The sequence below is a fragment of the Spirillospora sp. NPDC049652 genome, from assembly GCF_040675125.1.
GTDB lineage: Bacteria > Actinomycetota > Actinomycetes > Streptosporangiales > Streptosporangiaceae > Spirillospora.
This window is the reverse complement of sequence record NZ_JBFAOF010000005.1, coordinates 1-25,376: the sequence shown is the minus strand read 5'-3', so window position 1 is coordinate 25,376 and position 25,376 is coordinate 1. Positions and strand designations below refer to the sequence as shown.

At 69.2% G+C, this 25,376-nt stretch carries 22 protein-coding genes; 15 read left to right on the top strand and 7 right to left on the bottom strand.

Annotated elements, in window-relative coordinates:
- The first annotated feature begins 119 nt into the window (after nucleotides 1-119).
- The 4 genes from rplS (at nucleotide 120) to AB0J52_RS01030 (ending at nucleotide 3,585) form a co-directional block, all read left to right on the top strand.
- Nucleotides 120-473 (top strand): 50S ribosomal protein L19, encoded by a 354-nt coding sequence (rplS, locus tag AB0J52_RS01045; RefSeq protein ID WP_500179502.1) that lies wholly within the window; start codon nucleotides 120-122, stop codon nucleotides 471-473.
- 202 nt (nucleotides 474-675) lie between these two features.
- Nucleotides 676-1,653: a signal peptidase I gene (gene lepB / locus AB0J52_RS01040; protein WP_500179501.1), complete on the top strand. Its 978-nt coding sequence runs from the start codon at nucleotides 676-678 to the stop codon at nucleotides 1,651-1,653.
- Nucleotides 1,654-2,551: 898 nt separating this feature from the next.
- Nucleotides 2,552-3,274, top strand: a complete 723-nt coding sequence (locus tag AB0J52_RS01035; protein ID WP_500179500.1) for a ribonuclease HII — start codon at nucleotides 2,552-2,554, stop codon at nucleotides 3,272-3,274.
- Nucleotides 3,271-3,585: a DUF2469 domain-containing protein gene (locus AB0J52_RS01030; protein ID WP_026414626.1), complete on the top strand. Its 315-nt coding sequence runs from the start codon at nucleotides 3,271-3,273 to the stop codon at nucleotides 3,583-3,585. Before AB0J52_RS01035 ends, AB0J52_RS01030 begins: the two co-directional genes overlap by 4 nt.
- Nucleotides 3,586-3,728: 143 nt before the next feature.
- Here the strand turns inward: AB0J52_RS01030 and dprA are convergent, their stop codons facing one another.
- From dprA to AB0J52_RS01015, 3 genes are all read right to left on the bottom strand, one after another.
- The gene (dprA, locus tag AB0J52_RS01025; RefSeq protein WP_500179499.1) at nucleotides 3,729-4,889 is read right to left on the bottom strand and encodes a DNA-processing protein DprA; all 1,161 of its coding nucleotides are present in this window, start codon (nucleotides 4,887-4,889) and stop codon (nucleotides 3,729-3,731) included.
- A gap of 564 nt (nucleotides 4,890-5,453) precedes the next feature.
- Nucleotides 5,454-7,010 carry a YifB family Mg chelatase-like AAA ATPase gene (locus AB0J52_RS01020; RefSeq protein WP_500179498.1) on the bottom strand — a complete coding sequence of 519 codons (1,557 nt, stop codon included), beginning with the start codon at nucleotides 7,008-7,010 and terminating at the stop codon, nucleotides 5,454-5,456.
- Complete coding sequence (locus tag AB0J52_RS01015; RefSeq protein WP_500179497.1) at nucleotides 7,011-7,364, bottom strand: YraN family protein; 354 nt, start codon at nucleotides 7,362-7,364, stop codon at nucleotides 7,011-7,013.
- 392 nt (nucleotides 7,365-7,756) lie between these two features.
- On the opposite strand from AB0J52_RS01015, the gene AB0J52_RS01010 reads away from it, so the two are divergent.
- Nucleotides 7,757-8,713, top strand: a complete 957-nt coding sequence (locus tag AB0J52_RS01010; RefSeq protein WP_500179496.1) for a tyrosine recombinase XerC — start codon at nucleotides 7,757-7,759, stop codon at nucleotides 8,711-8,713.
- Nucleotides 8,714-8,839: 126 nt separating this feature from the next.
- Here the strand turns inward: AB0J52_RS01010 and AB0J52_RS01005 are convergent, their stop codons facing one another.
- Complete coding sequence (locus AB0J52_RS01005) at nucleotides 8,840-9,865, bottom strand: M23 family metallopeptidase (RefSeq protein WP_500179515.1); 1,026 nt, start codon at nucleotides 9,863-9,865, stop codon at nucleotides 8,840-8,842.
- Between the two features lie 557 nt (nucleotides 9,866-10,422).
- On the opposite strand from AB0J52_RS01005, the gene rpsB reads away from it, so the two are divergent.
- The 6 genes from rpsB (at nucleotide 10,423) to AB0J52_RS00975 (ending at nucleotide 16,719) form a co-directional block, all read left to right on the top strand.
- Nucleotides 10,423-11,361, top strand: coding sequence for a 30S ribosomal protein S2 (gene rpsB / locus AB0J52_RS01000; RefSeq protein ID WP_500179495.1), 939 nt, complete (start codon nucleotides 10,423-10,425; stop codon nucleotides 11,359-11,361).
- 89 nt (nucleotides 11,362-11,450) lie between these two features.
- The gene (gene tsf / locus AB0J52_RS00995) at nucleotides 11,451-12,287 is read left to right on the top strand and encodes a translation elongation factor Ts (protein ID WP_500179494.1); all 837 of its coding nucleotides are present in this window, start codon (nucleotides 11,451-11,453) and stop codon (nucleotides 12,285-12,287) included.
- 53 nt (nucleotides 12,288-12,340) lie between these two features.
- A complete protein-coding gene (gene pyrH / locus AB0J52_RS00990) occupies nucleotides 12,341-13,159 on the top strand; it encodes a UMP kinase (protein ID WP_500179514.1) in 819 nt (272 codons plus the stop codon).
- Nucleotides 13,160-13,192: 33 nt separating this feature from the next.
- A complete protein-coding gene (gene frr, locus AB0J52_RS00985) occupies nucleotides 13,193-13,750 on the top strand; it encodes a ribosome recycling factor (protein ID WP_500179513.1) in 558 nt (185 codons plus the stop codon).
- A 161-nt stretch (nucleotides 13,751-13,911) separates the two neighbouring features.
- Entirely contained in the window at nucleotides 13,912-14,865 is a 954-nt protein-coding gene (locus AB0J52_RS00980; RefSeq protein ID WP_500179493.1) for a phosphatidate cytidylyltransferase, read from the top strand.
- Nucleotides 14,866-15,126: 261 nt separating this feature from the next.
- On the top strand, nucleotides 15,127-16,719 hold the full coding sequence (locus tag AB0J52_RS00975) for an alpha/beta hydrolase (RefSeq protein ID WP_500179492.1): 1,593 nt from the start codon (nucleotides 15,127-15,129) through the stop codon (nucleotides 16,717-16,719).
- Nucleotides 16,720-16,923: 204 nt separating this feature from the next.
- Here AB0J52_RS00975 and AB0J52_RS00970 read toward each other — a convergent pair whose 3' ends face one another.
- A complete protein-coding gene (locus AB0J52_RS00970) occupies nucleotides 16,924-18,369 on the bottom strand; it encodes an aminopeptidase P family protein (protein WP_500179491.1) in 1,446 nt (481 codons plus the stop codon).
- A 157-nt stretch (nucleotides 18,370-18,526) separates the two neighbouring features.
- On the opposite strand from AB0J52_RS00970, the gene AB0J52_RS00965 reads away from it, so the two are divergent.
- The 4 genes from AB0J52_RS00965 to AB0J52_RS00950 all read left to right on the top strand — a co-directional run bounded on the left by AB0J52_RS00965 (nucleotide 18,527) and on the right by AB0J52_RS00950 (nucleotide 22,487).
- Entirely contained in the window at nucleotides 18,527-19,198 is a 672-nt protein-coding gene (locus AB0J52_RS00965) for a GntR family transcriptional regulator (RefSeq protein WP_500179490.1), read from the top strand.
- Between the two features lie 131 nt (nucleotides 19,199-19,329).
- The gene (gene rlmN / locus AB0J52_RS00960) at nucleotides 19,330-20,469 is read left to right on the top strand and encodes a dual-specificity RNA methyltransferase RlmN (RefSeq protein WP_500179489.1); all 1,140 of its coding nucleotides are present in this window, start codon (nucleotides 19,330-19,332) and stop codon (nucleotides 20,467-20,469) included.
- Nucleotides 20,470-20,502: 33 nt separating this feature from the next.
- On the top strand, nucleotides 20,503-21,021 hold the full coding sequence (locus AB0J52_RS00955) for a DivIVA domain-containing protein (RefSeq protein ID WP_500179488.1): 519 nt from the start codon (nucleotides 20,503-20,505) through the stop codon (nucleotides 21,019-21,021).
- Between the two features lie 68 nt (nucleotides 21,022-21,089).
- Nucleotides 21,090-22,487, top strand: coding sequence for a DUF1963 domain-containing protein (locus AB0J52_RS00950; protein ID WP_500179487.1), 1,398 nt, complete (start codon nucleotides 21,090-21,092; stop codon nucleotides 22,485-22,487).
- Between the two features lie 569 nt (nucleotides 22,488-23,056).
- Here the strand turns inward: AB0J52_RS00950 and AB0J52_RS00945 are convergent.
- The gene (locus tag AB0J52_RS00945; protein WP_500179486.1) at nucleotides 23,057-23,746 is read right to left on the bottom strand and encodes a hypothetical protein; all 690 of its coding nucleotides are present in this window, start codon (nucleotides 23,744-23,746) and stop codon (nucleotides 23,057-23,059) included.
- The gene (locus tag AB0J52_RS00940) at nucleotides 23,743-24,771 is read right to left on the bottom strand and encodes an ABC transporter ATP-binding protein (RefSeq protein WP_500179485.1); all 1,029 of its coding nucleotides are present in this window, start codon (nucleotides 24,769-24,771) and stop codon (nucleotides 23,743-23,745) included. Before AB0J52_RS00940 ends, AB0J52_RS00945 begins: the two co-directional genes overlap by 4 nt.
- Nucleotides 24,772-25,376 lie beyond the last annotated feature (605 nt).

Here is a 25,376-nt window from a genome sequence, read left to right as displayed (position 1 = left end):
CTCGTGACGCGCGGCGCGCAGACTTCAAGCAAGATCCATTCGCGCGGAGCGACGCCCCCCACGCAGCCAGACCGGGGCCTCTCGACGTCCGCGTTCTACACGACTGAGGAACCGCTGTCATGCACCCACTGATCCAGGAGATCGAGAAGGCCGCTCTGCGGAGCGACGTCCCGGACTTCCGCCCCGGTGACACGGTGCGCGTGCACGCGCGCATCACCGAGGGCAAGGTCACCCGTGTCCAGGTCTTCGAGGGCGTGGTGATCCGGCGCCAGGGCGGCGGTTCCCGCGAGACCTTCACCGTCCGCAAGATCAGCAAGGGCGGCTACGGCGTCGAGCGCACCTGGCCGATCAACAGCCCGCACATCGAGAAGCTCGAGGTCGCGATCCGCGGTGACGTCCGCCGCGCCAAGCTGTACTACCTGCGCAACCTGCGCGGCAAGGCGGCCCGCATCAAGGAGAAGCGCGACTTCTGACCGCTCGCGGGCCGGGTCGGCCCCATCGAAGCGTCCGGTGCCCCGGGATCCCTCCACGGATCCCGGGGCACTGCCCGTTTTAGGGGAATGTGCACGTCCGAGGGGGTCGGCGCGGTGGCACGACACGGCCATGCACGAGATTCCGCCGCCCTCGCGCCGCTAGTCTGGCGATCTGATGAGTTACGAGGACGATCGGAGAGACGTGCGATCCGAAGCCGAGGGCGCGGTGCCCGAAGATAAGCAGGCCGTGACCTCCGAGCGGGAGCCGTCCACCACCGAACCCGAATCGTCCGGTCCGGCCCCCGAGGCCGCCGAGGCCGCGAAGGCCGCCGAGGGGCCCGCCGCCGGGGGCGACGGCGAGACGGCGGACGCCGAGGACTCCGGGAAGAAGCGCAAGAAGCAGGGCTCGTTCCTGAAGGAGCTGCCCGTCCTGATCGGCGTCGCCCTCGTCCTCGCCCTGGTGATCAAGGCGTTCGTCGTGCAGGCGTTCTACATCCCGTCCGGGTCGATGGAGAACACCCTGCAGATCGGCGACCGCGTCCTGGTCAACAAGGTCGTCTACCACACCCGCGACATCGCCCGCGGCGACGTCGTCGTCTTCAACGGCCTCGACTCGTGGGACCCCGAGGTCCAGGTCAGCCGGCCGAGCAACCCGGTCAGCAAGGTCCTGCACGCCGTCGGGAGCGCCTTCGGCGTCGCCCCGAACGAGAAGGACTACATCAAGCGCGTCGTCGGCATCCCCGGCGACCACGTGAAGTGCTGCGACGCCCAGGGCCGCGTCACGGTCAACGGCGTCCCGCTGAACGAGCAGGCCTACCTGTACACCGACGCATCCAGCCACACGCAGAACAAGCCGTCCATCGACCCCTTCGACGCGACCGTCGGCCCCGGCCAGCTCTGGGTCATGGGCGACCACCGCGAGGCCTCGTCCGACTCCCGCTGGCACCGCGGCGACCGGGGCGGCGGCACCATCCCGACCGACCACGTCATCGGCCGCGCCTTCGTCATCGTCTGGCCGCTGAACCGGATCGACACCCTCCCCATCCCGGGCACCTTCAAGCAACCGGCTCTGAAGAGCGCCACCGCCCTGGCTCCCGCGGCCCCGCTGACCCTGGGCTTCCTGGCCGCCGTCCCGCTCACCTACCTGACCCGCCGCCTGCGCCAACGCACCCACCCCTGACCCACCCAACAACCAGACGCAAGCACCCGTCCGCCAACCTGCGCCAACCCGGCTGGCAATGCCGCGCGCGGGCATCCGCCACCCGGCAGAACCTGCCCGGCAACCTGGCGCAGGGGCCAGCTCGCCGACTGGCCCAGCCACTCAAGTCGCCCCTCACAAGCCGCCGGTGGCCCGCCAACCACCCCGCCGGAGCCCACCCGGCAATGCCATGCGAGCAGGCGTCCGCTGATCCGTGGAGCGTGCTCGGCGCCACGGCGCAAGCGACCGCCCGTCGACCCGCCCGGCCGGTCAGGTCACCGCTCGTGGATCTGCTGGGGCCTGCCCACCGAGCCCACGTAAGCGACCGCCTACCCACTTGCTTCAGCCCAGTCGGCATCGCAATGCAACCGGGCGTCCGCCAACCCGTCGGAGCCTGATGGCAAGGCGGCGCAGCGACCGCTTCCGGGCTGCGGCGAGCGCGGCGCGGATCACCGCCTGAACGCCACTTTCAAGGCCGCCCGAGGCAGGTGACCTGTAGGTAGATCATTCATCCGCTTGTGTCCTCCAGGTTGCCTTGTCTGCCTCATCAGAACTCGCAAAATGCCAGTAACCGCAGGCAGGAGGGCAGGACGGACCAGGCCGCGACGCGCGCCGATCATGATCGAGCGCACCCCGCTGGGCTCGACACCCGTGCAGATGGGCGTATGCGGCAGGGTGTCGGTCGGTTCAGCGGACCGGTCACTCAGACGGCTCTCCTCAACCGATTCCGCGTACAGACAGTCCCCTCCGACCTTCCGCCTTGGGCTGAATCGTCACCGCGATGGGCATGAACTGCGGATTTCGGAGGCGTCCCTGCTGCTGAAGGCGCTGAAGCGTCAAAAGAGGCCTTTTCGGCTTTCGGGGGACGTACGCTGCGACTATGAAGGGTCGTCCACTGCGGTACACGCCCAGGCGTGACGCCGGGCTGTACGGCTTCGAACGCGCCCTCGGACACGCCGGGTTCACGCCGGTGGCCGGGGTGGACGAGGCGGGCCGTGGAGCCTGCGCCGGGCCGCTGGTCATCGGCGCCGCGATCCTCGCGGACGGCAAACGAGGCCGCATCGAGGGACTCAGCGACTCCAAGCTCCTCACCCCCGCCCGCCGCGAGGCCCTCTACGAGGAGATCATCGAGCGGGCGGCGAGCTGGAGCGTGATCATCGTTCCCCGCGACGAGGTGGACCGCTACGGCGTGCACCGCTGCAACATCACCGGAATGCGCCGCGCCGTGGCGGCACTCGGCCAGCGACCCGCGTACGTGCTGAGCGACGGCTTCAACGTCCCCGGCCTGGTGGCCCCGAGCCTCGGGGTGATCAAGGGAGACCAGGTGGTGGCCTGCATCGCCGCCGCCTCGATCGTGGCGAAGGTCACCCGGGACCGGATCATGATCGACCTGCACGAGCGATACCCCCAGTACGGCTTTGACGTGCACAAGGGCTACGCCACCAAGGCGCACACCGCTGCCCTCGCCGAACACGGCCCCTGTGCCGAACACCGCCTCTCCTTCGTCAACGTGGGCCGGCTGGTGCGTAACAATGGGATCGTGGTCATGGGGGACCCAGCCGGGGAGGACCACGAGGCCCGGACGGAAGGGACACGGGTGTGAGCGCCGAGGATCTCGAGAAGTACGAAACCGAGATGGAGCTTCAGCTCTATCGCGAGTACCGCGACGTCGTCGGCCTGTTCAGCTACGTCGTGGAGACAGAGCGCCGCTTCTACCTGACCAACTCGGTCGACCTCCAGGTCCGTGGCGCCGACAACGGCGAGGTCTACTTCGAGGTCACCATGCAGGACGCCTGGGTCTGGGACATGTACCGCCCGGCCAGGTTCGTCAAGAACGTCCGCGTGGTCACCTTCAAGGACGTCAACGTCGAAGAACTCGCCAAGAGCGACTTCGAACTCCCCGCCGACCAATAACCCACCCTCCCCTCCGCCAGCCCACCGACCGAGCCGCTGCCGACCGAGCCGCCGTTCGCCAGCCGCCAGCCGCCAGCCGTCGGGTGGGCAGGCTGGCCCGGATGGAGACGCCTTCCAGAGCAATGGCTGAGGGGGCGCGGAAGTCACGGCGCTTTGGCTTTCTGGGTGAGGCGCCAGCCGCCAGGGGCGCGTTCCACGAAGCCGCCTGCGGCTAGGAGGCCAAGTTTCGCGTTGGCGGTGGGGAGGTCGACGCCGGCTTTCGCGGCTACCTGGGCCGGACCTGCTGCCGCCCGCGAGGGGAGGGCTTCCAGGACGGTCTGCGCGACCGGATCCAACAGGTCACGGGACAGGACGGGGCTGGCAGGAATCGGAGCCAGGTCGGTGCCGAGTTCGCCCACGGCCTCGATGACCTCTTCGCTTCGGGTGACGAGGAGGGCGGGCGGCGGGTCGCGGAGGAGAGCGTGGCAACCGACCGAGGCCGCCGATGTCACGGGCCCGGGGACGGCCATGACGACACGGCCAAGCTTGCGAGCCCAGTGGGCGGTGCTGAGCGCTCCGCTTCGGCGTCCCGCCTCGACGACGACCGTGCCTCTGGAGAGGGCGGCGATGACGCGATTGCGGATGAGGAAGCGTTGTCGTCTCGGCGCGGTGCCCGGCGGGGACTCGCTGATGAGCAGCTCGCGGCGCGCGAGTTCCGCGAACAGTCCGTCATTGCAGGCCGGATAGGGGACATCCACTCCGTTCGCCAGAACGGCGACGGTCGGACCGTCGGCCGCCAAGGCTCCTCGGTGGGCCGCCGCGTCGATGCCCATGGCTCCGCCGGAGACGACCGTCCACCCGCGCTCACCGAGTTCGGACGCCATTTCCGACGCGATGCGCTGACCGTAAGAGGAAGCTGCGCGTGCGCCGACCAGGGCCACCGAACGTAGACAGCCGTGGCGCAGATCGCTGGGACCACGCAGCCACAGGGCGTACGGTCGGCGGGAGCCGAGATCGTCCAGAGTGGTCGGCCATTCGGGATCGCCCGGACAGACCAGTCTCACGCCGAGGCGTTCGGCCACGAGCAGATCGCTTGCCGGCTCGGCCGCCGACAGCCGAATCCGCCAATGGGCCAGACGCTCGGTCATCCTGGCCACCATGGAACCGTCAGCGATTCCAGCTGCCATCTCGTCCGGTAACCGGCCGGAACGGATGGCGGCAAGTGCTCCGGATGCGCCCAGCCGGTCGATGATCTGGTTGAGCACGGGCTCTCCCGGTTCGGCCAGCGCGGTGAGCGTCGCCCGGGCGATCCGATCCTCGGTCATGTGTGCCTCCTCGGGGCATTGCTTTTGGTTGGAGTGAGCGCCATGCCGTCCGACCCGGCATGGGCGGGTTGAAGGGGGCAGGTCGGGACGCCTGGAAGACCTCCGGCCGTCCTCGTCTGCGGATACCCGTGAGCCCGTTGTGGTTGGCCTCGGGCTCCCTGCCCTCCGCCGAGTGCTGGGGAGGGTTGCTGGACTGGATGAAGCAGGGCGGTGCTGTCGGCGGGGCAACATCTCCGCCGACGGCCTGGACCTGATTGACCTCACCGACGACCCCGACGATTCCGGACGAGGGCGCCGTCGTCGTTCTCCAGGGTTCTTGGCTGCGGTTATCGCTCCTTGTGTGTCTGCTGGTCACGCATCGACCAGGGAGTTGGTGAGCGCACGCCGGGACTCGGGTCAGGGGGCGGGAACTGAGGTGCCCCAGCTTCAAGAAAGCGATGGACGACGACTTGGCCGTTCTCCCACTGATGTGCGGGCGGGGCTGTGAGTGGGGAGGGGGGACCACGTGAGGGGCGCCGATCGAGGGTGCGGCGAGAAGCGGCGGGGCGGGGCCGCGGGGAGGCGTTATGTCCAGCGGCCGTTCCAGAGAGCCAGCGCGCCGCCGATGTCGTCGTCGCCTGGCTCGTCGCGGTCTGCCAGGTCGGCGATGGTCCAGGCGACGCGGAGGACGCGGTCCAGGCCGCGGGCGCTGAGGGTTCCCCGCTGCAGAGCTTCGTCGGCGGCCCCCATCGCCTCTCGGGGCGGGGTGAAGTGCCGGCGGAGTTCCGGGCCCGGGATCTCGGAGTTCGTTCGCCAAGGGGTGCCGGACAATCGCTTCACCGCCCGCTCGCGGGCGTTCAGGACGCGTGCGGCCACGACCTCGCTGGTTTCGGCGAACTCCAGGTCGTATCTGAGTTCCGCACGGCTCGCCGGGGTGAGCTCCAGCTTCAGATCGACCCGGTCGAGCAGGGGACCGGAGACGCGGGAGATGTACTTGCGACGGATCCCCGGCGGGCAGCAGCAATCCATCTGCTTGGCGGCGGCGCACGGACAGGGATTCGCTGCCAGGACCAGAGTGAAACGCGCCGGGAACCGCGCGGTCCCTTCGACCCGGGACAGTCTCACCTCTCCTTCCTCGAGAGGCTGGCGAAGGGCGTCCAGGACTCCGCCTTGGAACTCCGGAGCCTCGTCCAGGAAGAGCGTCCCCCTGTGGGCCAGGGATACCGCTCCCGGCTGCAGGACACGTCCGGAGCCGCCCCCCACGATCGCCGCCCTGGTCGCCGTGTGGTGCGGCGCGTGGAACGGCGGATGGGTGATCATCGGTTGGTCGGGTGGCAGTGTGCCCGCCACCGAATGGATCGCCGTGACCTCCAGGGCCGCCTCCGGCTCCAGCGGCGGCATCAGCGTGGGGAGCCGTTCCGCCAACATGGTCTTCCCGCAGCCAGGCGGCCCCGCGAAGAAGAGATGGTGACCGCCCGCCGCGCTGATTTCCAGCGCTCGGCGTGCTTCCGCCTGACCACGGACGTCGGCCAGGTCGAGATCGCTGCGCCGATCGGGACAGCGCGGAGTGAGGCCGTCCACGCCGTAGTGCGTCGCGGGCTCGGACTGGTCTTCTTCGATGGGCGGCGGCTCGTCGCGGAGCAGGCAGAGCAACTCACGCAGACTGGCGACCGCAACGACCTCCACGTCCGGGACGAGTCGCGCCTCGGCGGCGTTCGCCCGCGGAACGACCACTGTCTGGCAACCCGCGTTGGCGGACGCGAGGACCGCCGGGAGGACGCCCGGGATCGCCCGGACCCGACCGTCCAACCCGAGTTCGCCGACCAGCGTCAGCCCCGCGCAAGCGGCCGGGGAGAAGGCCTCGGCCGCGGCGAGAAGGGCGACGGCGATGGCGAGGTCGAAGGTCGAGCCCTTCTTCGGCAGGCTGGCCGGGAACAGCGAGACCGTAACGTGCCTGTTGGGCCAATCCTCACCCGAGTTGTAGATCGCGGCGCGTACTCGGTCGCGGGCTTCGTTCAGCGCCGCGTCGGGAAGCCCGACCAGATGGAGACCGGGGACGCCGCTCGTGATGGCCGCCTCGACGTCCACCACGAAGCCGTCCACGCCGACGAGCGAGACCGAGCGTGTTCTGGCGAGCGTCATTCAGCACACCCCCCGCAGGTGCTCCAGAGAGAAGTCTTCGCCACGACAGACCAGCGCGATGACGTCGACGCGGATGTGCGCTCCCGGCACCCGGTTCGAGGCGGCCCAGCGCAGCGCCAGCTTCCGTAACCGCGCCGCCTTGCGTTCGGTGATCGCCTCCAGCGGATCACCGAACGCCTTCGACCGGCGGGTCTTCACCTCGCAGGCGACATGGAACCGGCCGTCGTAGGCCACGATGTCGAGTTCGCCTTCCGAGCACCGCCAGTTGCGGTCGAGCACATTCCAGCCGAGACGCTTCAGGTACGCGGCCGCCGCGTCCTCGCCTCGCTGTCCGAGCATCTGGTTGCCGTTCATCGGCCTCACCTCCGGCTTACGACGATGCCGCCCGGGCACACTCGGCGATAACCGAACTACGTTCTGTGGATAACTCCAGGCCGGCTCCGCACTATGCGATCCGAGTCCGGAGTGCATGGGAGGGATGTGAAGAGACGGTCTTCGACGACATTCGATACGGCGGAGTCCGTCCGCTATCTGAATCGGGGCCGTCCGGGCGATCGCTCCCCGCCGCCTGGAACGATCGCCGCGCCGGCTGCTGCACGGGTCGGCTTGAGCAGTGCAGGCTTCGCGGGCGGGCACGTTCGCTTGATGGTCTAGAGGTGATCGCCTGCCGAGTTAGGCGCCGTTGTGAGATTCAGGGGACGCGGCGGTGCTTGATTTCGGGGGGTGTGGGACGCAACGTGGCGGATGTGAGTGCTGAGGAAGGTGGCGACAGCCGGCCGGAGGGGGAGGAGCGGCGTCCTGGCGCGCTGGATGACCTGCTCCCGGAGTTCGCGACGTTCCTGGGCGCGGAACGCGACGTCTCAGAGCACACGTTGCGCGCCTACCTGGGAGATCTCCGGGACCTGTCGCACTACGGCGCGACCATTGGGCTCTCTTCGCCCGGTGACCTGGATCTGAGCGTCCTGCGCGCGTGGCTTGCGCGGCAGTATGCGATGGGCCGTTCGCGAGCCACCCTTGCCAGGCGCACGGCCGCGGCGAGGACGTTCACTCGGTGGCTGTACCGGCGTGGTGTTCTCGCGACTGATCCAGGGCCGCTTCTGGGCACGCCGAAGCGGACGCGCGACCTGCCGACTGTGCTCGCCCAGGACGAGGCAGGCCGCCTGCTGGACAAGATGGACGTGACCGGCCCGATCGGGCTGCGGGACCTCGCGATCCTGGAAGTCCTTTACGGTGCGGGGCTACGGGTCAGTGAACTGTGCGGCCTTGACATCGACGACGTCGATGCCGCGCGCAAGACGGTGCGAGTCTTCGGGAAGGGCGGCAAGGAACGCACGGTGCCGCTCGGGGAGCCGGCACTCCGCGCTGTGGCGGACTGGCTCCGGGCGGGGCGACCCGAACTGAGGACGGACGAGAGTGGCCCAGCGCTGTTTCTGGGCGCCCGTGGCGGACGTCTGCATCCGACGAGTGCTCGGCGGACCGTGCACACGCGTATCGCGGAGGTCGGCGGGGTACCGGACCTGGCACCTCACGGGCTACGCCATTCCGCGGCCACCCACCTTCTGGAGGGCGGGGCAGATCTGCGCAGCGTCCAAGAGATTTTGGGCCATGCCTCCCTCCAGACGACCCAGCTCTATACGCACGTCTCGGTTGAGCGGTTGAAGCAGGTACACCGCCAGGCGCACCCACGCGGCGTTGCGGAATGACGGCCCACGTACCCCTGTGCCGCCAGCGCGGGGTTCAGATCAGGGTTGCGGATCATGGCGAGGGTTTCGGCGACGGTCGCCAGGTGGTTGGTGCGGGGACCGACCCGCGACCTTCACATGGAACTCCTACCGGGACTGTCGCTCTATCGGACGCCGGAGGCGGCGCTCATGAGCGAGGTCGATGACGTTCGGCGGCTGCCGGTGTGCCTGGTGATCTTCGTGAGGCCGAGAGCGGGGTCGTGACCGGACCCTGCGCACGAAGGCCAGCGCCAGAGCGAGGACCAGGCAGGTCAGCAGGCCCGTGGTGGCCGTTGAAGCTCCCCGGAGCGCAGGTCGCAGCGGCTGCTCGTCCTTCGGCGGCTGGCGATCTTTCGCCTTGGGGGCGACGCCATGCGCCGGTTGGGTGTTCTGCGGATCATGGCGGCCAGACGGAACCTGGCGGCCAGGCAGAGCCCGGCGCTCGGGGACATGCCCCAGACCGGGGAGAGTCCCGAGATCAGGGGAAGCTTGGAAGCTTCGCCCGGTGTCCTGCGGAGACGGAGGAAACGGGACCCCTGGTGGGGCGGGTTCAGAATCCGGTTGCCAGAGCGGCAGCAGGCGTACGAGGGGGCGGACCAACGCCAGCGGGTCCAGATATGTGGCACCCCGCAGCAACCCCCAATGCAGGCATGCCTGCGAGCAGTGCGTCGGGACGATGGCCTCCACGGTCCCGATGCGAGCGCCTGCCGGGACATCACGCCCGACCGGGACGGCAGGACGGACCGGCAGGTAGGTGGTCCGTAGCTCTCCATGTGTGATCGCCACGACGTTCCGGCCCGCGAGGACGCCCGCGTAGGAGACTCGCCCGCGCCCGGCCGCATAGACCGGCTCTCCGGGCGACGCCGCAAGATCGACGCCACGGTGGCCGGGCAGCCACGGTGACGTGGGCGGACTGAAGTCGCGCACCACGGCCGGGACGGGTGGCCCCAACGGCCATCGCCACCCGGTCGCGTCCTCCGGGGAGGATGAGGAGCTATCGGTTGTCGCCGCCAGCGGTGCGTGCGTCGTGATCACCCCAGGTGAGACATCCTCTTCGGTGATCACGTCCCTCGGTGCCACGGAATTCGTGATCGTGCGGAGCAGGGAATCACTGGCCACAAGAGCGCCGATCATGGCCTCGCGGTTGGTGGGCCAACCGAGCCCATTCCCTCCAGCCGTGATCATGCGACTTGAGGGCGCCCCGGTTATGGAAGCCTCCACATCTGCATGGCGTAAGGGGCTTGCGTCCGATCTGGAGGGCGGCGGCACGGCAGGCCGAGACGGGTGCGAGCGGGCCGGGGCGGGATGCCCGGGAGGCCCGGAGATGCCCGGTACGGGGCCGGAAACGGCCACCAGGAAGATGATCATCGCCATGAACAGGGTCATGGACCGAGGCTGCCCAAGACGGGGACGCTGCCGCCAGCGGGCGCCTGATCTGTGGATAACCTCGGTGGCGGCGGGCTGCGATGGGCGGTTGGTTCCTCGTCCGGTCCCGTCATCCCGTAGACTTGGGTAACGGTCGCACGGTGGTCACCCCCGGGCGGCCGAATTCACGCGCCCGCCCGCCACCTGGTGTGGGGCACGGCCTCTCGGTCCGTCGTTTGCGGCGGTGGGGCAGTGTCCGGGCGCAGGCAACCAACCGAAACGTGGCCCCGCCCCACAAGGCCGGGCCGGACAGGAGAACACGGGCTATGGCTCCCGTCGTCACCATGCGGCAGCTCCTCGAGAGCGGCGTCCACTTCGGCCACCAGACCCGCCGGTGGAACCCGAAGATGAAGCGCTTCATCCTCACCGAGCGCAACGGCATCTACATCATCGACCTGCAGCAGTCGCTGTCCTACATCGACCGTGCCTACGAGTTCGTCAAGGCCACGGTCGCGCACGGCGGCACCATCCTGTTCGTCGGTACCAAGAAGCAGGCCCAGGAGGCCATCGCCGAGCAGGCGACCCGGGTCGGGATGCCGTACGTCAACCAGCGCTGGCTGGGCGGCATGCTCACCAACTTCTCCACCGTCCACAAGCGGCTCACCCGGCTCAAGGAGCTGGAGGAGATCAACTACGACGACGTGGCCGGCTCCGGAATGACCAAGAAGGAGCTGCTCGGCCTGCGTCGCGAGAAGGACAAGCTGGAGCGCACCCTCGGCGGTATCCGCGACATGGCGAAGGTCCCCTCCGCCATCTGGATCGTGGACACCAAGAAGGAGCACATCGCCGTCAACGAGGCGAAGAAGCTCGGCATCCCGGTCGTGGCCATCCTGGACACCAACTGCGACCCGGACGAGGTCGACTACCCGATCCCGGGCAACGACGACGCCATCCGCTCGGTCGCGATGCTGACCCGCGTGGTCGCCGACGCCGTGGCCGACGGCCTGATCGCCCGCGCGGGCGCCGCCCAGGGCGGCGACGAGAAGCCGGCCGAGGGTGGCGCCGCCGCCGAGCCGCTGGCCGAGTGGGAGCGCGACCTGCTCGAGGGCAAGCCCGCCGAGGAGACCCCGGCCGAGGCCCCCGCCGCCGAGGCTCCCGCCGCTGAGGCCGCCGCCGAGACCGAGGCTCCCGCCGAGGCCCCGGCCGAGGCTCCTGCCGCTGAGGCCGAGGCGACCGAGAAGCCGTCCGAGTCCGACCAGTCCTGAGCCCCCGATCCCCGGTGCGCCGCCCACCCGAGGCGGCCGCCGGGGATCGCCATGGGCACCACGACCACTGACGAGAGAAGCGAAGAGCGATGGCCAACTTCACCGCCGCGGACGTCAAGCGCCTCCGCGAGCTCACCGGCTCGGGCATGATGGCCTGCAAGAACGCCCTGACCGAGGCCGAGGGCGACTTCGAGAAGGCCGTTGAGATCCTGCGCCTCAAGGGCGCCAAGGACGTCGGCAAGCGCGCCGAGCGCACCGCCGCCAACGGCCTGGTCGCCGAGCACTTCAAGGGCTCCGGCGACGGCGCGATGCTCGAGATCAAGTGTGAGACCGACTTCGTCGCCAAGAACGCCGACTTCATCGAGCTGGCGCAGCGGATCGTCGAGTTCGCCGCCGGTTCCGACGCCGCCGACGCCGCCGCCCTGGCGACCGCCGAGATCGAGCCGGGCAAGTCCGTCCAGGCCCTGATCGAGGAGAACAGCGCCAAGATCGGCGAGAAGCTGGAGCTCGGCCGGTACGCCCACTTCCAGGGCGCCTACGTGGCCAGCTACCTGCACAAGTCCGACCCGTCCCTGCCGCCGACCACCGGCGTGCTGGTCGAGCTGGACAAGGAGAACGCCGAGGTCGCCAAGGACGTCGCGCAGCAGATCGCCGCGATGGCGCCGAAGTACCTCACCTTCGAGGAGATCCCCGCCGAGGTGATCGAGAAGGAGCGCGCGCTCGCCGAGACCAAGACCCGCGAGGAGGGCAAGCCCGAGGCCGCGATCGCCAAGATCGTCGAGGGTCGGGTCAACGCCTACCTGCGCGACTTCGTCCTGCTCGAGCAGCAGTTCGTCAAGGACAACAAGAAGACGATCTCCAAGCTGCTCGACGAGAACGGCGTCAAGGTCGTCCGGTTCGCCCGCTTCAAGGTCGGCCAGTCCTGACGCACCCTGGAGACAGGACGAATTCGCAGACCATGATCGAGGAGGCCGCCGACGTGCCGGAAAACACCAACCCTGACACGACGGCGGCCTCGTCGTCCGCGAAGAGCGCGCCGTCCGGCCAGGACGCGCGGGGCCGTGAGACCCACGCGCCCCGGGCGGGCTGGAAGCGCGTCCTGCTGAAGCTCTCCGGCGAGGCGTTCGCCGGGGGAGACCCCATGGGCATCGACCCGGAGGTCGTCCAGCACGTCGCCGAGGCGATCGCCGAGGCCGTCCAGGACGGCGTCCAGGTCGCGGTCGTCTGCGGCGGCGGCAACATGTTCCGCGGCGCGGCTCTCGCCGAACGCGGCATGGACCGCGGCCGCAGCGACTACATGGGCATGATCGGCACCGTGATCAACTGCCTGGCGCTCCAGGACTTCCTGGAGAAGCTCGGCGTCGACACGCGCGTCCAGACGGCCATCACGATGAGCCAGGTCGCCGAGCCCTACATCCCGCGCCGCGCCATGCGGCACCTGGAGAAGGGCCGTGTGGTCATCTTCGGCGCGGGCCTCGGCCAGCCGTTCTTCTCCACCGACACCACCGCCGCGCAGCGCGCGCTGGAGATCGGCGCGGAGGCGGTGCTCAAGGCCACTCAGGTGGACGGCGTGTACGACGCCGACCCCCGTAAGAATCCAGATGCGGTCAAGTTCGACCGTTTGGAATACGGTGAGGTCCTACAGCGGGGACTGAAGGTCATGGACGCCACGGCCATCAGCCTCTGCATGGACAACACGCTCCCCATCGTGGTCTTCGACCTCATGGGGCAGGGCAACATCGTCCGGGCCGTCCGCGGTGAGAAGATCGGCACGCTGGTCAGCCCGGCCGAGCAGTGACGGCACGGTTCATCGGATGACATGGGAGTCGAAGTGATCGACGAGACCCTCCTCGAGGCCGAGGAGAAGATGGAGAAGGCGGTCGCGGTCGCCAAGGAGGACTTCCAGGCCATCCGCACCGGTCGGGTCACTCCCGCGATGTTCAACAAGATCACCGCGGAGTACTACGGCACGCCCACGCCGATCAACCAGCTCGCCTCGTTCACGCTGCCCGAGCCGCGCATGGTGATCGTGCAGGTGTTCGACAAGTCGTCCATGGCGGCGGTCGAGCGCGCGATCCGCGACAGCGACCTCGGCGTCAACCCGTCCAACGACGGCAACGTCATCCGGGTGGTCTTCCCCGACCTGTCGGAGGAGCGCCGCAAGGAGTTCATCAAGGTCGCCGGCGGCAAGGCCGAGGACGCCAAGGTCTCGGTCCGCAACATCCGGCGCCGCGCCAAGGACACCCTCGACAAGCTCGCCAAGGACGGCGAGGCCGGCGAGGACGAGGTCCGGCGCGCGGAGAAGGAGCTCGACGACGCCACGCACCGGTACGTGGCGCAGATCGACGAGCTGCTCGACCACAAGAAGGCCGAACTGCTCGAGGTTTGATGGAACTGGACAACGCCGGGGGGCCCGCTCGCTCCCCGGACGAACCGGTCACCCCCGGTCCCGTGGACCCGCCCGGCGAGGCGGGTCCCGCGGACCGTCCGATGACCGAGTCCGCAGCGGCGGACGAAAGCGGCGCTCAGGCCGAACCGGGTGAATTCCCGGTGGAGGCGGGCGCCGCTTCAGGCATGCGGAGCGAAGCCTCTCCCATGCGGGAGGCGGGCAGCGCCGCGGCCTCCGTCGGCGGTTCCGCGAAAGACGGCGGTTCCGCTGCCGGCGACGGTTCTTCGGACCAGCCGGTGAAGCAGAAGAAGGTGGGCCGCAACCTCCCCATCGCCGTCGGCGTGGGGCTCACGCTCGGCGCGCTCGTCCTGATCTCGCTCTACACGTTCAAGCAGATCTTCCTCGTCGTCATGGTGGCGTTCCTGCTGCTGGGACTTCGGGAGCTCGCCGACGCGTTCCGCACACGCCAGATCGAGGTCCCGTTCATCCCGCTGGCGGCCGGGATGGTGGCATCGCCGGTGGTCGCCTACGTGTGGGGCACCACGGGGCTCGTCGCGGTTCTTGCGCTGACCACCCTGGCGGTCCTGGTCACACGCATGGTGGACGGCGCGGACGGCTATGTCCGGGACGTCACCGCGGGCGTCTTCTCCATCGGCTACCTGATCCTCATGGGCGGCGTCGTCGCGCTGCTCATGAGGCCGGACGACGGGGACCACCGCATCGTCATCTTCATCGCGGTGACGGTGGCCAGTGATATCGGAGGCTTCTTCGCCGGGTCGTTCCTGGGCAAGCACAAGCTCGCGCCCACGATCAGCCCCAAGAAGACCTGGGAAGGCGTCACCGGATCGGCCATCACCTGCATGGTGGTGGGCGGTGTCCTGGTGGCGACGCTCCTGGACGACGGCCAGTGGTGGCAGGGCGTGATCATCGGCTTGGCGGCCGTGGTCACCGCGACCGTGGGCGACCTCATCGAGTCCATGCTGAAGCGCGATCTCGGCATCAAGGACATGGGGACGCTTCTGCCGGAGCACGGCGGTGTCATGGACCGTCTCGACTCCCTTGTCGCGACGGCTCCGATCGTGTGGCTGTTGCTGGAGCTTTTCGTTCCCGCCTAGACAGGTCGGTGTGAGCGCCGACCCCCGCCGTTGATGTGCGGCAGGCCCCGGGTGTGTCCCGGGGCCTTCGTGTTGGTACCGGTCGTGTTTGTCCTCGGTCTTGGTACCGCCGGTCGTGTTCGTTCTCGGTCTTGGTCACGGTTCGGCAACGGGTCTGCAGAGTTGTAGTGCGTGACATTGTACTGGCACATGCTTCTGACGGGCGCTGAGCCCCGCGGGGCCTTCCTCGTCCCGGTTCCGCGCAGTGGAGGAGACAGACGCATGAGGAGATCCGTCGGGTTGGCGCTGACCGCCGCTGCGGCATCGTCCGCCCTGGTCGCCGTCGCCCTGCCCGCCCAGGCCGCCCCGGACCGCGCCCCCTCGGGGGCCTCCGGGTACCGGCCCCATCTGGACTGGAAGTCCTGTGGTGACGTCCAGAACCCCCGGCTGCTGTGCGCCAAGCTGGAGGTTCCGCTCGACCACGCCCGGCCGGACGGCCCGAAGATCAAGATCGCGGTGAACCGGCTGCCCGCCACCGCCCCGGCCGGCGAACGGCAGGGACCGATCCTGCTCAATCCGGGCGGCCCGGGCATCAGTGGCCTGTGGATGGCGCCGTGGGCGCCTTCCAAGATGCCAGCGGACGTGGCGGCGTCCTATGACTGGATCGGGTTCGACCTGCGCGGTACCCAGAGCAGCGAGCCGCACATGGCGTGCGACCCGCACTACTTCGACGGGCCGCGTCCCGACTACCAGCCCAGTGCGGGCACCGAGCAGGCGTGGCTGCGCAAGGCCGCGGGCTATGCGGCCGACTGCGCGTCCAAGTACGCCGATCTGCTGCCGCACCTCCGCACTGTCGACATCGTCCGCGACATGGACGACATCAGGCAGGCCCTGGGCGCCAAGAAGATCAGCTTCTTCGGCTGGTCCTACGGGACGACCCTGGGATCGACGTACGGCGAGATGTTCCCGAGTCATGTGAAGCGGCTCGTCCTGGACAGCATCGTCGGCCCGCACATCAGCTGGTACGAGCAGAACGTCCGGCAGGACCTCCAGCACGAAAAGCGCTTCAAGGCCTTCACTCAGTGGGCCGCGAAGGCCGACGACGTCTACCACCTGGGCACGGACGCCGCGGGTGTGGAACGCAAGTGGTACGCGATGCGCGCCTCGCTCGGAAAGACTCCGGTGGACGGCAAGATCGGCGCGGACGAATGGGACGACACCCAGCTCGCGGGCGGCTATGACCCGGCCAAGTGGCCGCGCCTAGCGACGGTGCTCGCCGCCTACACCAACAGCAAGGATGCAGGGCCCCTGCGCATCGCCTACGACAAGTACGCGGCGCCGGATCCCACAGACGACTCTTTCGACCTCTACAACGCGGTCCAGTGCAGCGACAGCACCTGGCCGAGGGACTGGGGATTCTGGCGCAAGGACCAGGCCCGCATTGACAAGAAGGCGCACTACTACACCTACTCGAACATGTGGTACAACGCCGCCTGTGTCTTCTGGGCGGGCAAGGGCGGAGAGCGCACGCGCATTACCGGCAAGGGACTTCCGACCGCGCTGCTGTTCCAGGCAACGGAGGACGCCGCGACCGTCTACCAGGGCGGGGTGGAAATGGCGAAGGCCATGCCGAACTCGCGCTTCGTCGTCGAGCAGGGTGGTGGCCGCCATGCCATCACCCTCGCGGGCAATGCCTGCCTCGACAAGCCGCTGATCGACTATCTGCGCGACGGTACGCTGCCGAAGAACCGGGGACTGGTCGACCTCCCGTGCGCCAAGAGCCCAGACCCCACGCCCACGTGGGTCGGTGTGGCCAAGGCCGCCGCGCAGCCGGGAGAAACGCTCCGGCCACTGGACAATTACCGGGTCCGCTGACCATGTGAGGCTTCGGCCTCATGCTCGCGTCAGCGTCGCGCGGGTTCCGCGGAGCCGAGAAAGGGCTTCTTGGCTCCGGCAAGAGCTCCGGGCCTCACCCATGGCCCGGCCCCATGAGGAACGGCCTCCCCGAGAACCCGGGGAGGCCGTTCACTTCGGCGAGCTATTCAGAGACGAGCTTTTTTGAACCGCGCCTGGGCCGCCTCAGGCGAGGTCCGCCATCCAGTTCTCGATGTCGTCCGGGTGGCGGGGGAGGTCGGAAGACAGGAGTCGCGAACCGTTCTCGGTGACGACCAGGTCGTCCTCGATGCGGACACCGATCCCGCGCAGTTCCTCGGGAAGAGTCAGGTCGTCCGGCTGAAGGTAGAGGCCCGGTTCCACCGTGAGGACGTGGCCAGGCTCCAGGACCCCGTCCAGGTAGGTTTCCGCCCGCGCCTTGGCGCAGTCGTGGACGTCCAATCCGAGCATGTGGCCGCTGCTGCAAAGCGTGTAGCGGCGGTAGATGCCGGACTCGGGATCGAGCGCTGCTTCGGCGTCCGGAATGATGCCCCAGTCCTCCAGTCCTTCCGCGATGACGCGCATGGCGGCGAGGTGGAAGTCGCGGAACCGTGCTCCCGGCTTAACGGCCGCGATTCCCGCTTCCTGTGCGCGGTAGACGAGTTCGTACACGCGCCGCTGTTCCGGGGTGAACTTCCCTGAGATGGGCAGGGTGCGGGTGATGTCGGCGGTGAAGAGGGTGTCGGTTTCGACGCCCGCGTCCAGCAGCAGCATTTCACCGGGACGAAGCGGCCCGTCGTTGCGGATCCAGTGCAGGACGCACGCGTGCGAGCCGGCGGCCGCGATCGTCTCGTAGCCGACGCCGTTGCCCTCCAGGCGGGCACGCATGTTGAACTGGCCTTCCACCCAACGCTCGCCGCGGCGGTGAGAGAGGGCCTTGGGGAGTGCAGCGACGACATCACGGAATCCGAGCGTCGTGTAGTCGACGGCCGCGGAGAGCTGGGCGACCTCCCAGTCGTCCTTCACGAGCCGGAGCTCGGAGACGAAAGAGGCGAATTCGTGGTCGGCCTTCGGGTCGGCGTGGTCGTGGGCCAGATCGTCCACGTCGGCGTCGACTCCGCGCATCACCCGGGTCGGCACCTCGCGCCCGCGCAGTGCGTCAGCCAGCTTTTCCCTGGGCGCGCCCTCGATTTGCAGCGTGGCCTGGAGTTCCGCGAGGGTTCGGCGGCGGCCGACCCAGAATTCGCCGTGGCGTCGGTCGCGGTAGAACTCGCCTGTATCGCGCGGGGAGCGCGGGTGAGTGAAGAGCGTGGCCTCGTGCCCGTTCCCGGTCGGTTCGAGGACCAGGACTGAATCCGGTACGGCCTCTACACCGGTTTCGCCGGTGAGATGGACGAACGCCGAATGCGGCCGGAACGGGTAGTCGCTGTCGTTGCTGCGGACCTTCAGCCCACCGGCGGGGATGACGAGACGCTCACCTGGGAAGCGCTCCGAAAGGGCGGCTCGCCGCTTCGCCGCGTACGGCGCGGAGTCGAGAGGCGCGGGCGTGGTCGAGGTATCGGCCCAGGAATGGCTCAGATACTCGGCCAGCGCGGGGGAGACGGGCAGATCGTGGCTGCCGGTCGCGAAGCGTTCGGCTGCGGCGTCAGACATGGGCGTCCCTTCGAGTGTCCCGCCTTTGGGCGGCCTAGGCGAAGGCCAGGTGAGGGGTGGTGGCCGCACTGTAACATTTCACATTGCATGGCTCGGCCGTGTTGTGACGTTGCGTCACACTGTGACACGCTACCGGCCAGGGGAATAAGGAGCGCCCGTGACCGAAACGCCGAACCTGCCCGCCCTCGGGGTCCGCCCGAACGTCCGGGAGGAGATCGCCGAGGCGCTGCGCGCCGCTCTGGTCGCCGGGGAGATGCGGCCGGGCGTGGTCTACTCCGCGCCGGTGCTGGCCGAGCGGTTCGGGGTCTCGGCGACGCCCGTGCGCGAGGCGATGCTCGATCTCGCCAAGGAGGGGCTCGTCACTCCCGTCCGCAACAAGGGTTTCCGCGTGACCGAGCTGACCGCCCGCGACCTGGACGAGATCACGGCCGTCCGCACCCTGATCGAGGTGCCCACCGTGGGCAAGGTCGCCGAATCCGTCCCGCCGGAGCGGATCGCCGCTCTGCGCCCCCTGGCGGAGGCGATCGTGGAGGCCGCCGACCGGGGTGACACCATCGCCTACATCGAGGCGGACCATGCGTTTCACCTGGAACTGCTGGCGTTGGCGGGAAACCAGCATCTGATCGAGGTTGTGGAACGGCTTCGCTACCGGTCGCGTCTCTATGGAGTGCCCAAGCTCGCCCAGAGCCAGGAGCTCGGTTTCTACGCGCGCGAGCATCTGGAGCTGCTGGACAAGGTCGCCTCGGGTGACCCTGGCGCCGCGTCCGCAGCCATGGATCACCACTTGCGGCACGTCCGCAACGCGTGGGCGGACGATCCCACCCCTTAGGCCGGGCCTCGCCGGTAGCTGATTCTGAGCGGAATTGCCTCGGGCCATGGGTGCGGCGCAGCGGGCGTCTAAGCGACCGGTTACGCCAAGCGTCCAAGGCATAGGCCGGGGTTTGCGACACTGGGAGAACCATGTCTGCTACCGCCGAACCGGCCGCCACCGTAAAGAAGACCCCGGCGAAGCTCGTCTTCGCCGCTCCTCGCCGGGGCAAGCCGCCGCGCCACCTCGCGGATCTGACCGCCGCCGAGCGGCGCGAGGCCGTCGCCGAACTCGGCGAGAAGCCTTTCCGGGCCGATCAGCTGTCCCGGCACTACTTCGGGCGGCTCGAGGACGATCCCGAGCAGATGACCGACCTGCCCGCCGCCCTCCGCGAGCGGCTGGTCGGCGCGCTGCTGCCCAAACTCCTCGACCCGGTGCGCGAACTGGCCTGTGACGACGGAAGGACTCTCAAGACCGTCTGGAAGGCGTTCGACGGGGTTCTGTTCGAGTCGGTGCTCATGCGCTACCCGGACCGGGCCACGATGTGCGTCTCGTCCCAGGCCGGATGTGGCATGAACTGCCCGTTCTGCGCCACCGGGCAGGCCGGGCTCACCCGGAACCTGTCCACCGCGGAGATCGTGGAGCAGGTTGCCGCCGGCGCACGGGCCCTGGCCCGCGGCCGCGTCGCCGGAGGCCCCGGCCGGGTCTCCAACATCGTCTTCATGGGGATGGGCGAGCCGCTGGCCAACTACAAGGCCGTGATCGGCGCTGTCCGGCGGATCACCGATCCCGCCCCGGGCGGTCTCGGCATCTCCCAGCGCTCGGTGACGGTCTCCACGGTCGGCCTCGTGCCCGCCATCGAGAAGCTCGCCGCCGAGGACATGTCGGTGCGGCTCGCGGTCTCCCTGCACGCCCCCGACGACGAGCTCCGGGACGACCTGGTCCCGATCAACAACCGCTGGAAGGTCTCCGAGGTCCTGGACGCCGCGTGGGCCTACGCGGAGCGGTCCGGACGGCGGGTCTCCATCGAGTACGCGCTGATCAAGGACGTGAACGACCAGGCGTGGCGGGCCGACCTGCTGGGCCGCCTCTTGCGCGGACATCTCGTCCACGTCAATCTGATCCCGTTGAATCCCACGCCGGGTTCCAAGTGGACCGCCTCCCGGCCCGAGGACGAGCGCGAGTTCGTCCGCCGGCTGGAGGCCCACGGGGTCCCGGTCACGGTCCGCGACACGCGCGGGCGCGAGATCGACGGCGCCTGCGGCCAGCTCGCCGCGTCCACCGAGGACTGAGCCCCGGCCGCGCGCCCCGGAAGGAGAACGCCGGTGGCGGTGACGGCCGAAGGCTTCCCTGTGGCCATGCGCGGATACCACCGCGCGCAGGTGGACGAGCTGGTGAGGCGCGTCCGGGCCGCGTTGGAGGGTGGCGGCCCTCCGCTGGGCGCGGACGAGGTCCGAGCGACCCGGTTCAACGTGGTGATCCATGGCTATGACCGGCGGGCGGTCGACACGATGCTGCAGGAGTGCATCCTGCGGCTCCAGGCCGCCCCGGCCCAGCGCGCCACCCGTCGGCGTCGCCCGCGCGTCCAGACCGAATGGCTGATCTCGTGGGTGCAGGACGCGCACTTCCCGAAGGCCGTCGCTCGTTCGGGCTACGTGATGGCCGACGTGGACGCCTTCCTGGACCGGGTGGTCGCCGGTCTGCGCGGTACCCAGGCCCCGGTGACGGCCCGGGACGTGCGCGAGGTGACCTTCCGGACGGGCCGCTTCCTCGTCGCCGCCTACGGCGAGCGGGAGGTCGACCAGTTCCTCGACCAGCTGGCGGGAGCCCTGGAACCGCGCTGACCGACAAGTTATCCACAGATCGCCGGACGAGTGGCGACGGCTGGAGCGGACCCGCCACGCTGGGTCACATGAACGCCGAACTGTTCCGCCGCCTCCACCCGCTCTTCAGCGCCTTCCTGACGCCGGAGACCGCCGGGATCCTGCTCTCCCTCGCCCGTCCGGCCCTGCGTCTGGCGTCTGGCGGATCATCCGCCCTGCACCTCGGCGACCGGCCGTTACTCCCGTCCGGGGAACCCTGGCCGACGGCCGGGGGGCGCCCGATGCGGCACCTCTGCACGATCGACTTCGCCGCGATGCCGCGCCTGGACGGCCTTCCGGCCAGGGGGCACGCGTCGTTCTACCATTCGGCTGTCGTGCCGGGCGTGCGGGATGACGAGTCCGTGTCCGGTCGCGTCTATGCCCACGATCTGGAGCCGGCGTCGCCTCCTGTGCCTTCGGTGGCGTCCGCTGGCCGTTCTTGGGGCGTGGCTCCGTTCTGGTCGCTGCCGAGCCCGCTGGATCCCGCCCTCGACCTGTTGGAGCGGGTCCGTCCGGGAACGCTTGGCCCGTACCGGTTCCTCTATGAGAGTTGGCTCGAACAGGTCTGGTCCGACGGCGCTCCGCGCCATCAGATCGGCGGATGGCCCGTCCTGCTCGAAGCCGATCGTGCGAGGGGACCGCTGGATTCGGGCCGTCCGCCTCTGGTTCAGCGGCAACCCGCCTCCCGTCCTGTGGCGGAGACAACGGCAGCCGGGCCAGCACAGGGGCCCATAGCCGACCAGGTCATTCGGCTCACCGACCGTTCCTGGGCCAAGGCCACAAGGAAGAGCGGTCGTTCCGCTCCGAGCCTCCGGGATCCACTTCCGTCGCGACTGGGCCGCGTCTCGCCCCAGTACGCGGCCCCGGGTGGGGCTGTTGGTGACCGTGACCGTGGTGCTGGGGACCTTCTGGCTTCGTCGCTGCTGTCGGCCGGCACCGGCACGGTCCGGTCGGGCGCAGGGAAGCCCGTCAGCCAGCCCACCGCCTGCCATCCTTCTGGAGCCTCCGACGGTGATGCGTCGGCGTTCGGCGCAGGGCCCTCCAAGCTGGATCCCGGATGCTTCAGACGAGAAGACGACCACGACCCTGCTTTCCTGTTTCCGCGCCGGCCGAGGCGGTCGGTGTCCGTCCTCCCATCGAACGTCGACTCCGTCCGCTTGGAGGAGGTCAGGGCGGCCGTTGAGGCGGCGAGAACGGGACCGGCCGAGGGCCGGGGCGCGACCGACAAGACCGACCAGGACGCGCGAGAAGCGTCCGAGGCGCGCAAGGCCGCGACCAGGAGACTCACCGATCAACTCCGTGAGCGCCTCAACGGCGGACGGCTCGTCGTCCAGCTCGACTCGGACCCGGCCCTGGGCTGGTTCTGGGGCGACCCAGGAAGCCTGTCCTTCATGGTGCAACCTGATGCCCCCTTGGAAAGTGCCCGATTGACCCACCAAGCACTTTGACGGGGCCCGTGGTGGACGGGCCTTGCACGCGGACGGCCTTGGCGCGGACTGGCTGGACATGGGCGTCGCCGCGAGCGGTTTGGGGGTGGATGGGCCTGGACGTGGGCCGGGCTCAAGGTGGACGCACCTCGCATGTGGACCGGCTTCGTACCTGGACGGGATTTGTGTACGGACGAGATTCGCGTGCGGGAGGACTTGGCCGTGAGGCGGTCAGGCCGTGGACATGGGCGTGGTCGTGGTTAAGACCGGTCTGGGGGTGGCTGGGCCTTGGACGTGGGCCGGGCTCAAAGCGGACGAACTTCGGCTCAAGGCGGCCGGACGTCGGGTGTGGAACGGCTTCGTACCTGGACGAGGGGACCTCCGTGTGGATGGGACTTGGCCGTGGTGCGGTCAGGCCGTGGATATGAGCCGGGGCCGTGGTTGAGACCGGCTCTGGAGGGGAGGGGCCTCGGACTTGACCGGCCTTGAGGGGAGGGCGCTGCGGCCATGGACCGGCGCGGCCTTAGGCGGGTTCCGTGTGCGGATCGGGCTTGGTTACTGAAGGGGGTGCCTCGCAGGCTGGGGCTACGTCAGGTGGGGATGCTTCGGCGATGGAGAACCACCAGGTATCCGGTCGTCGCGATCAGGCACCAGAGCCCGAGGTGAAGCATGACGCCGGGAAGTGAGGCTTGGAGCGCAGACGGGCCCTTATGGGCCGCCTTGATCCAGTTCAGATAGGGGATGGCCAGGTAATTCAGACGTCCCAGGCCGAGCAGGAGGGATGCCGTCAGGGCGCAGAGCAGGGCCAGGAGGGCCGCTCCGGCGCCGGGGATGATTGCTCGGCTCGTCCATGCGCCGATGGCGGTGCCGGCGGCACAGGCGAACACGGCGAGAAGCACGGCGGCCCCTGTGGTCTTTGCCGGAACCCCAACTGTCAGTGCCTGGAGGAAGGGAGCGGCGAAGAGCAGAAGACTGATCGCGCTGCTGGCTGTGAAGGCAGCGAGCAGCCCGCCTACAGCGGATCGGCGGACGGCCAGCACAGTGAGCCATCGCTGCACGGTGGGCTGGGTGTCGAGCAGTGAGCGGGTCGTCCACGCCGAGAGCGGAACCATGAAGGCGGCGGCGTCCCCGTACGTGCCAGTCGCGAGCTTGACCGGGTCAGGTCCACTCGGCCACTGGCCGAACACCAGAAGTACCAGGAGAAGCGCGACTATCAGCGAAGGGAGGAACCTCATCGAACGGAGATATCCGGCGAGCTGGAAACGGATGAGCGCGGTCACGAGTGGTCGACCCTCCGCACAATTCGCCCGGCGGCCCGCAACCCGCGCTCGACGTCGTCTGCTTCGTCCGCTCTCACGACCACCTCAAGAACCGTCCATTCACCACGGAGCGACGGGTTCGGTGGGCTTTCAGATGGCTCACGTAGGGGCGGCTCGCCCGTAACCGCTGTGCTCTGGCGGGCTGCTTCGGCTTGGCGGTTGTCACCTGGAGCGGTGGATGGGAGGGGTTGGCCTTGACCGTTCTCAGCAGATGGTGCGCTCGGGGAGGTGCTCGCGGCGCTGGCCGGGGTGCTGGGGCTCGTGTGACTTGCGAGGCGCGGGGCCGGCGCGGCGGGGAAGCCGTTGGGGAGCGTGGGGGCCGCAGCTGGGGCAGGCGTTCGGTCTTGGACGGAGGGTGGGGTGGAAGTGCTCTGGTCCGTGAGAGTGGTGTTGGAGAGGTGAAAGTGCCTGATGGTTGGAAGAAAGGGTGCGGCATCAGGCTGATGGAGGACGCGCTGGTGGTCACTGAGGACGATGGTGGTGCCCTCGGCGGCGAGAGAGGCCAGGAGTTTCGGGAGGAGGTCCAAGGTCGTGGCGTCCAGGCCGGAGAAGGGTTCGTCCAGGAGGAGAAGTGGGGGCGCGGGGAGGAGGGCCTGGATGAGCCCTACTTTCTGAGCGCTGCCTTTGGAGAGGTCACCGAGAGAGGTGCTCAGAAGATGATCAAGATTGAGGAGGTGGGTCCACCGGGCCGCAGCGGAAGGTGGGAGCCCGTGTAGCGCGGACATGTGCGCCAGGTAGGCGCTCACCGTGAAGGGCTGATCGGTGGGGAAACGCTCAGGGGCGTAGCCGACCGAGGCAGGGCGTTCGGTGATGGCGCCATGGTGCGGCCGGTGGAGGCCGGCGAGCAGTCTCAGCAGAGTCGACTTGCCTGCGCCGTTCGGCCCGGTGAGTTCGACGATGTCGCCGGGGCGGAGGGTGACTGACACGTCGCGGAGTACCCAAGGTCCGCGTCGGCCGTAGCGGAAGGCGACATTGGCGAGACGCATAGGCAGCGCACGCTACTGAAGGCGAGTTAAAGAGGGCGTGAGGCGCTGGGTGTGCGCTCATTCGGACAGGGGGGCGCGAACAGGTTGGCTGCGTGTGTCGGTGGCTGCATGTCCGCTCGACGCCCGCAGCGCGCCGTGCTCCGGGTCCGGGATGCCGGGGATCCACGACATCTCGCCGGTCCAGGGCGGGTACACCGGGCGAGTGCCGGCGGAACCTGCGGGCGTTTGGGGTACAAGCGTGCAGCTGTCCGGCCCGTCGGGAGCTTGGGTATTCGTCGGCCGCTGCCCGAGCGTTGGCGCGGATTGGGAGATGGCGCGTCCGAGCAACTGGAGCGTGGTTGGGGGGCGGCGCGTTCGAGCAGCTGGAGCGTGGGTGTTTATGGGGCGCTGCCCGGGTGCAGGTGCGGATGGGGTCGCCCGATGAGGGGGGGACGTGGGGGCATGGACGGCGGGCCGCGCGTGGCGGTGGCCGTGGACGGCGGGCCGCGTGTGGGGTCGCCATTGCCTGCGGCCTGCGGCCTGCGGCCTGCGGCCTGCGGCCTGCGGCCTGCGGCCTGCGGCCTGCGGCCTGCGGCCTGCGGCCTGCGGCCTGCGGCCTGCGGCCT

Excerpts from the sequence above, each read along its gene's own strand:
- rplS (WP_500179502.1), top strand. The coding sequence starts at position 120 with ATGCACCCACTGATCCAGGAGATCGAGAAGGCCGCTCTGCGGAGCGAC.
- AB0J52_RS01035 (WP_500179500.1), top strand. The coding sequence starts at position 2,552 with ATGAAGGGTCGTCCACTGCGGTACACGCCCAGGCGTGACGCCGGGCTG.
- dprA (WP_500179499.1), bottom strand. The coding sequence starts at position 4,889 with ATGACCGAGGATCGGATCGCCCGGGCGACGCTCACCGCGCTGGCCGAA.
- AB0J52_RS01020 (WP_500179498.1), bottom strand. The coding sequence starts at position 7,010 with ATGACGCTCGCCAGAACACGCTCGGTCTCGCTCGTCGGCGTGGACGGC.
- AB0J52_RS00975 (WP_500179492.1), top strand. The coding sequence starts at position 15,127 with ATGAGGAGATCCGTCGGGTTGGCGCTGACCGCCGCTGCGGCATCGTCC.
- AB0J52_RS01015 (WP_500179497.1), bottom strand. The coding sequence starts at position 7,364 with ATGAACGGCAACCAGATGCTCGGACAGCGAGGCGAGGACGCGGCGGCC.
- AB0J52_RS01005 (WP_500179515.1), bottom strand. The coding sequence starts at position 9,865 with ATGATCGGCGCTCTTGTGGCCAGTGATTCCCTGCTCCGCACGATCACG.
- rlmN (WP_500179489.1), top strand. The coding sequence starts at position 19,330 with ATGTCTGCTACCGCCGAACCGGCCGCCACCGTAAAGAAGACCCCGGCG.
- tsf (WP_500179494.1), top strand. The coding sequence starts at position 11,451 with ATGGCCAACTTCACCGCCGCGGACGTCAAGCGCCTCCGCGAGCTCACC.
- AB0J52_RS00950 (WP_500179487.1), top strand. The coding sequence starts at position 21,090 with ATGAACGCCGAACTGTTCCGCCGCCTCCACCCGCTCTTCAGCGCCTTC.
- AB0J52_RS00940 (WP_500179485.1), bottom strand. The coding sequence starts at position 24,771 with ATGCGTCTCGCCAATGTCGCCTTCCGCTACGGCCGACGCGGACCTTGG.
- rpsB (WP_500179495.1), top strand. The coding sequence starts at position 10,423 with ATGGCTCCCGTCGTCACCATGCGGCAGCTCCTCGAGAGCGGCGTCCAC.
- AB0J52_RS00970 (WP_500179491.1), bottom strand. The coding sequence starts at position 18,369 with ATGTCTGACGCCGCAGCCGAACGCTTCGCGACCGGCAGCCACGATCTG.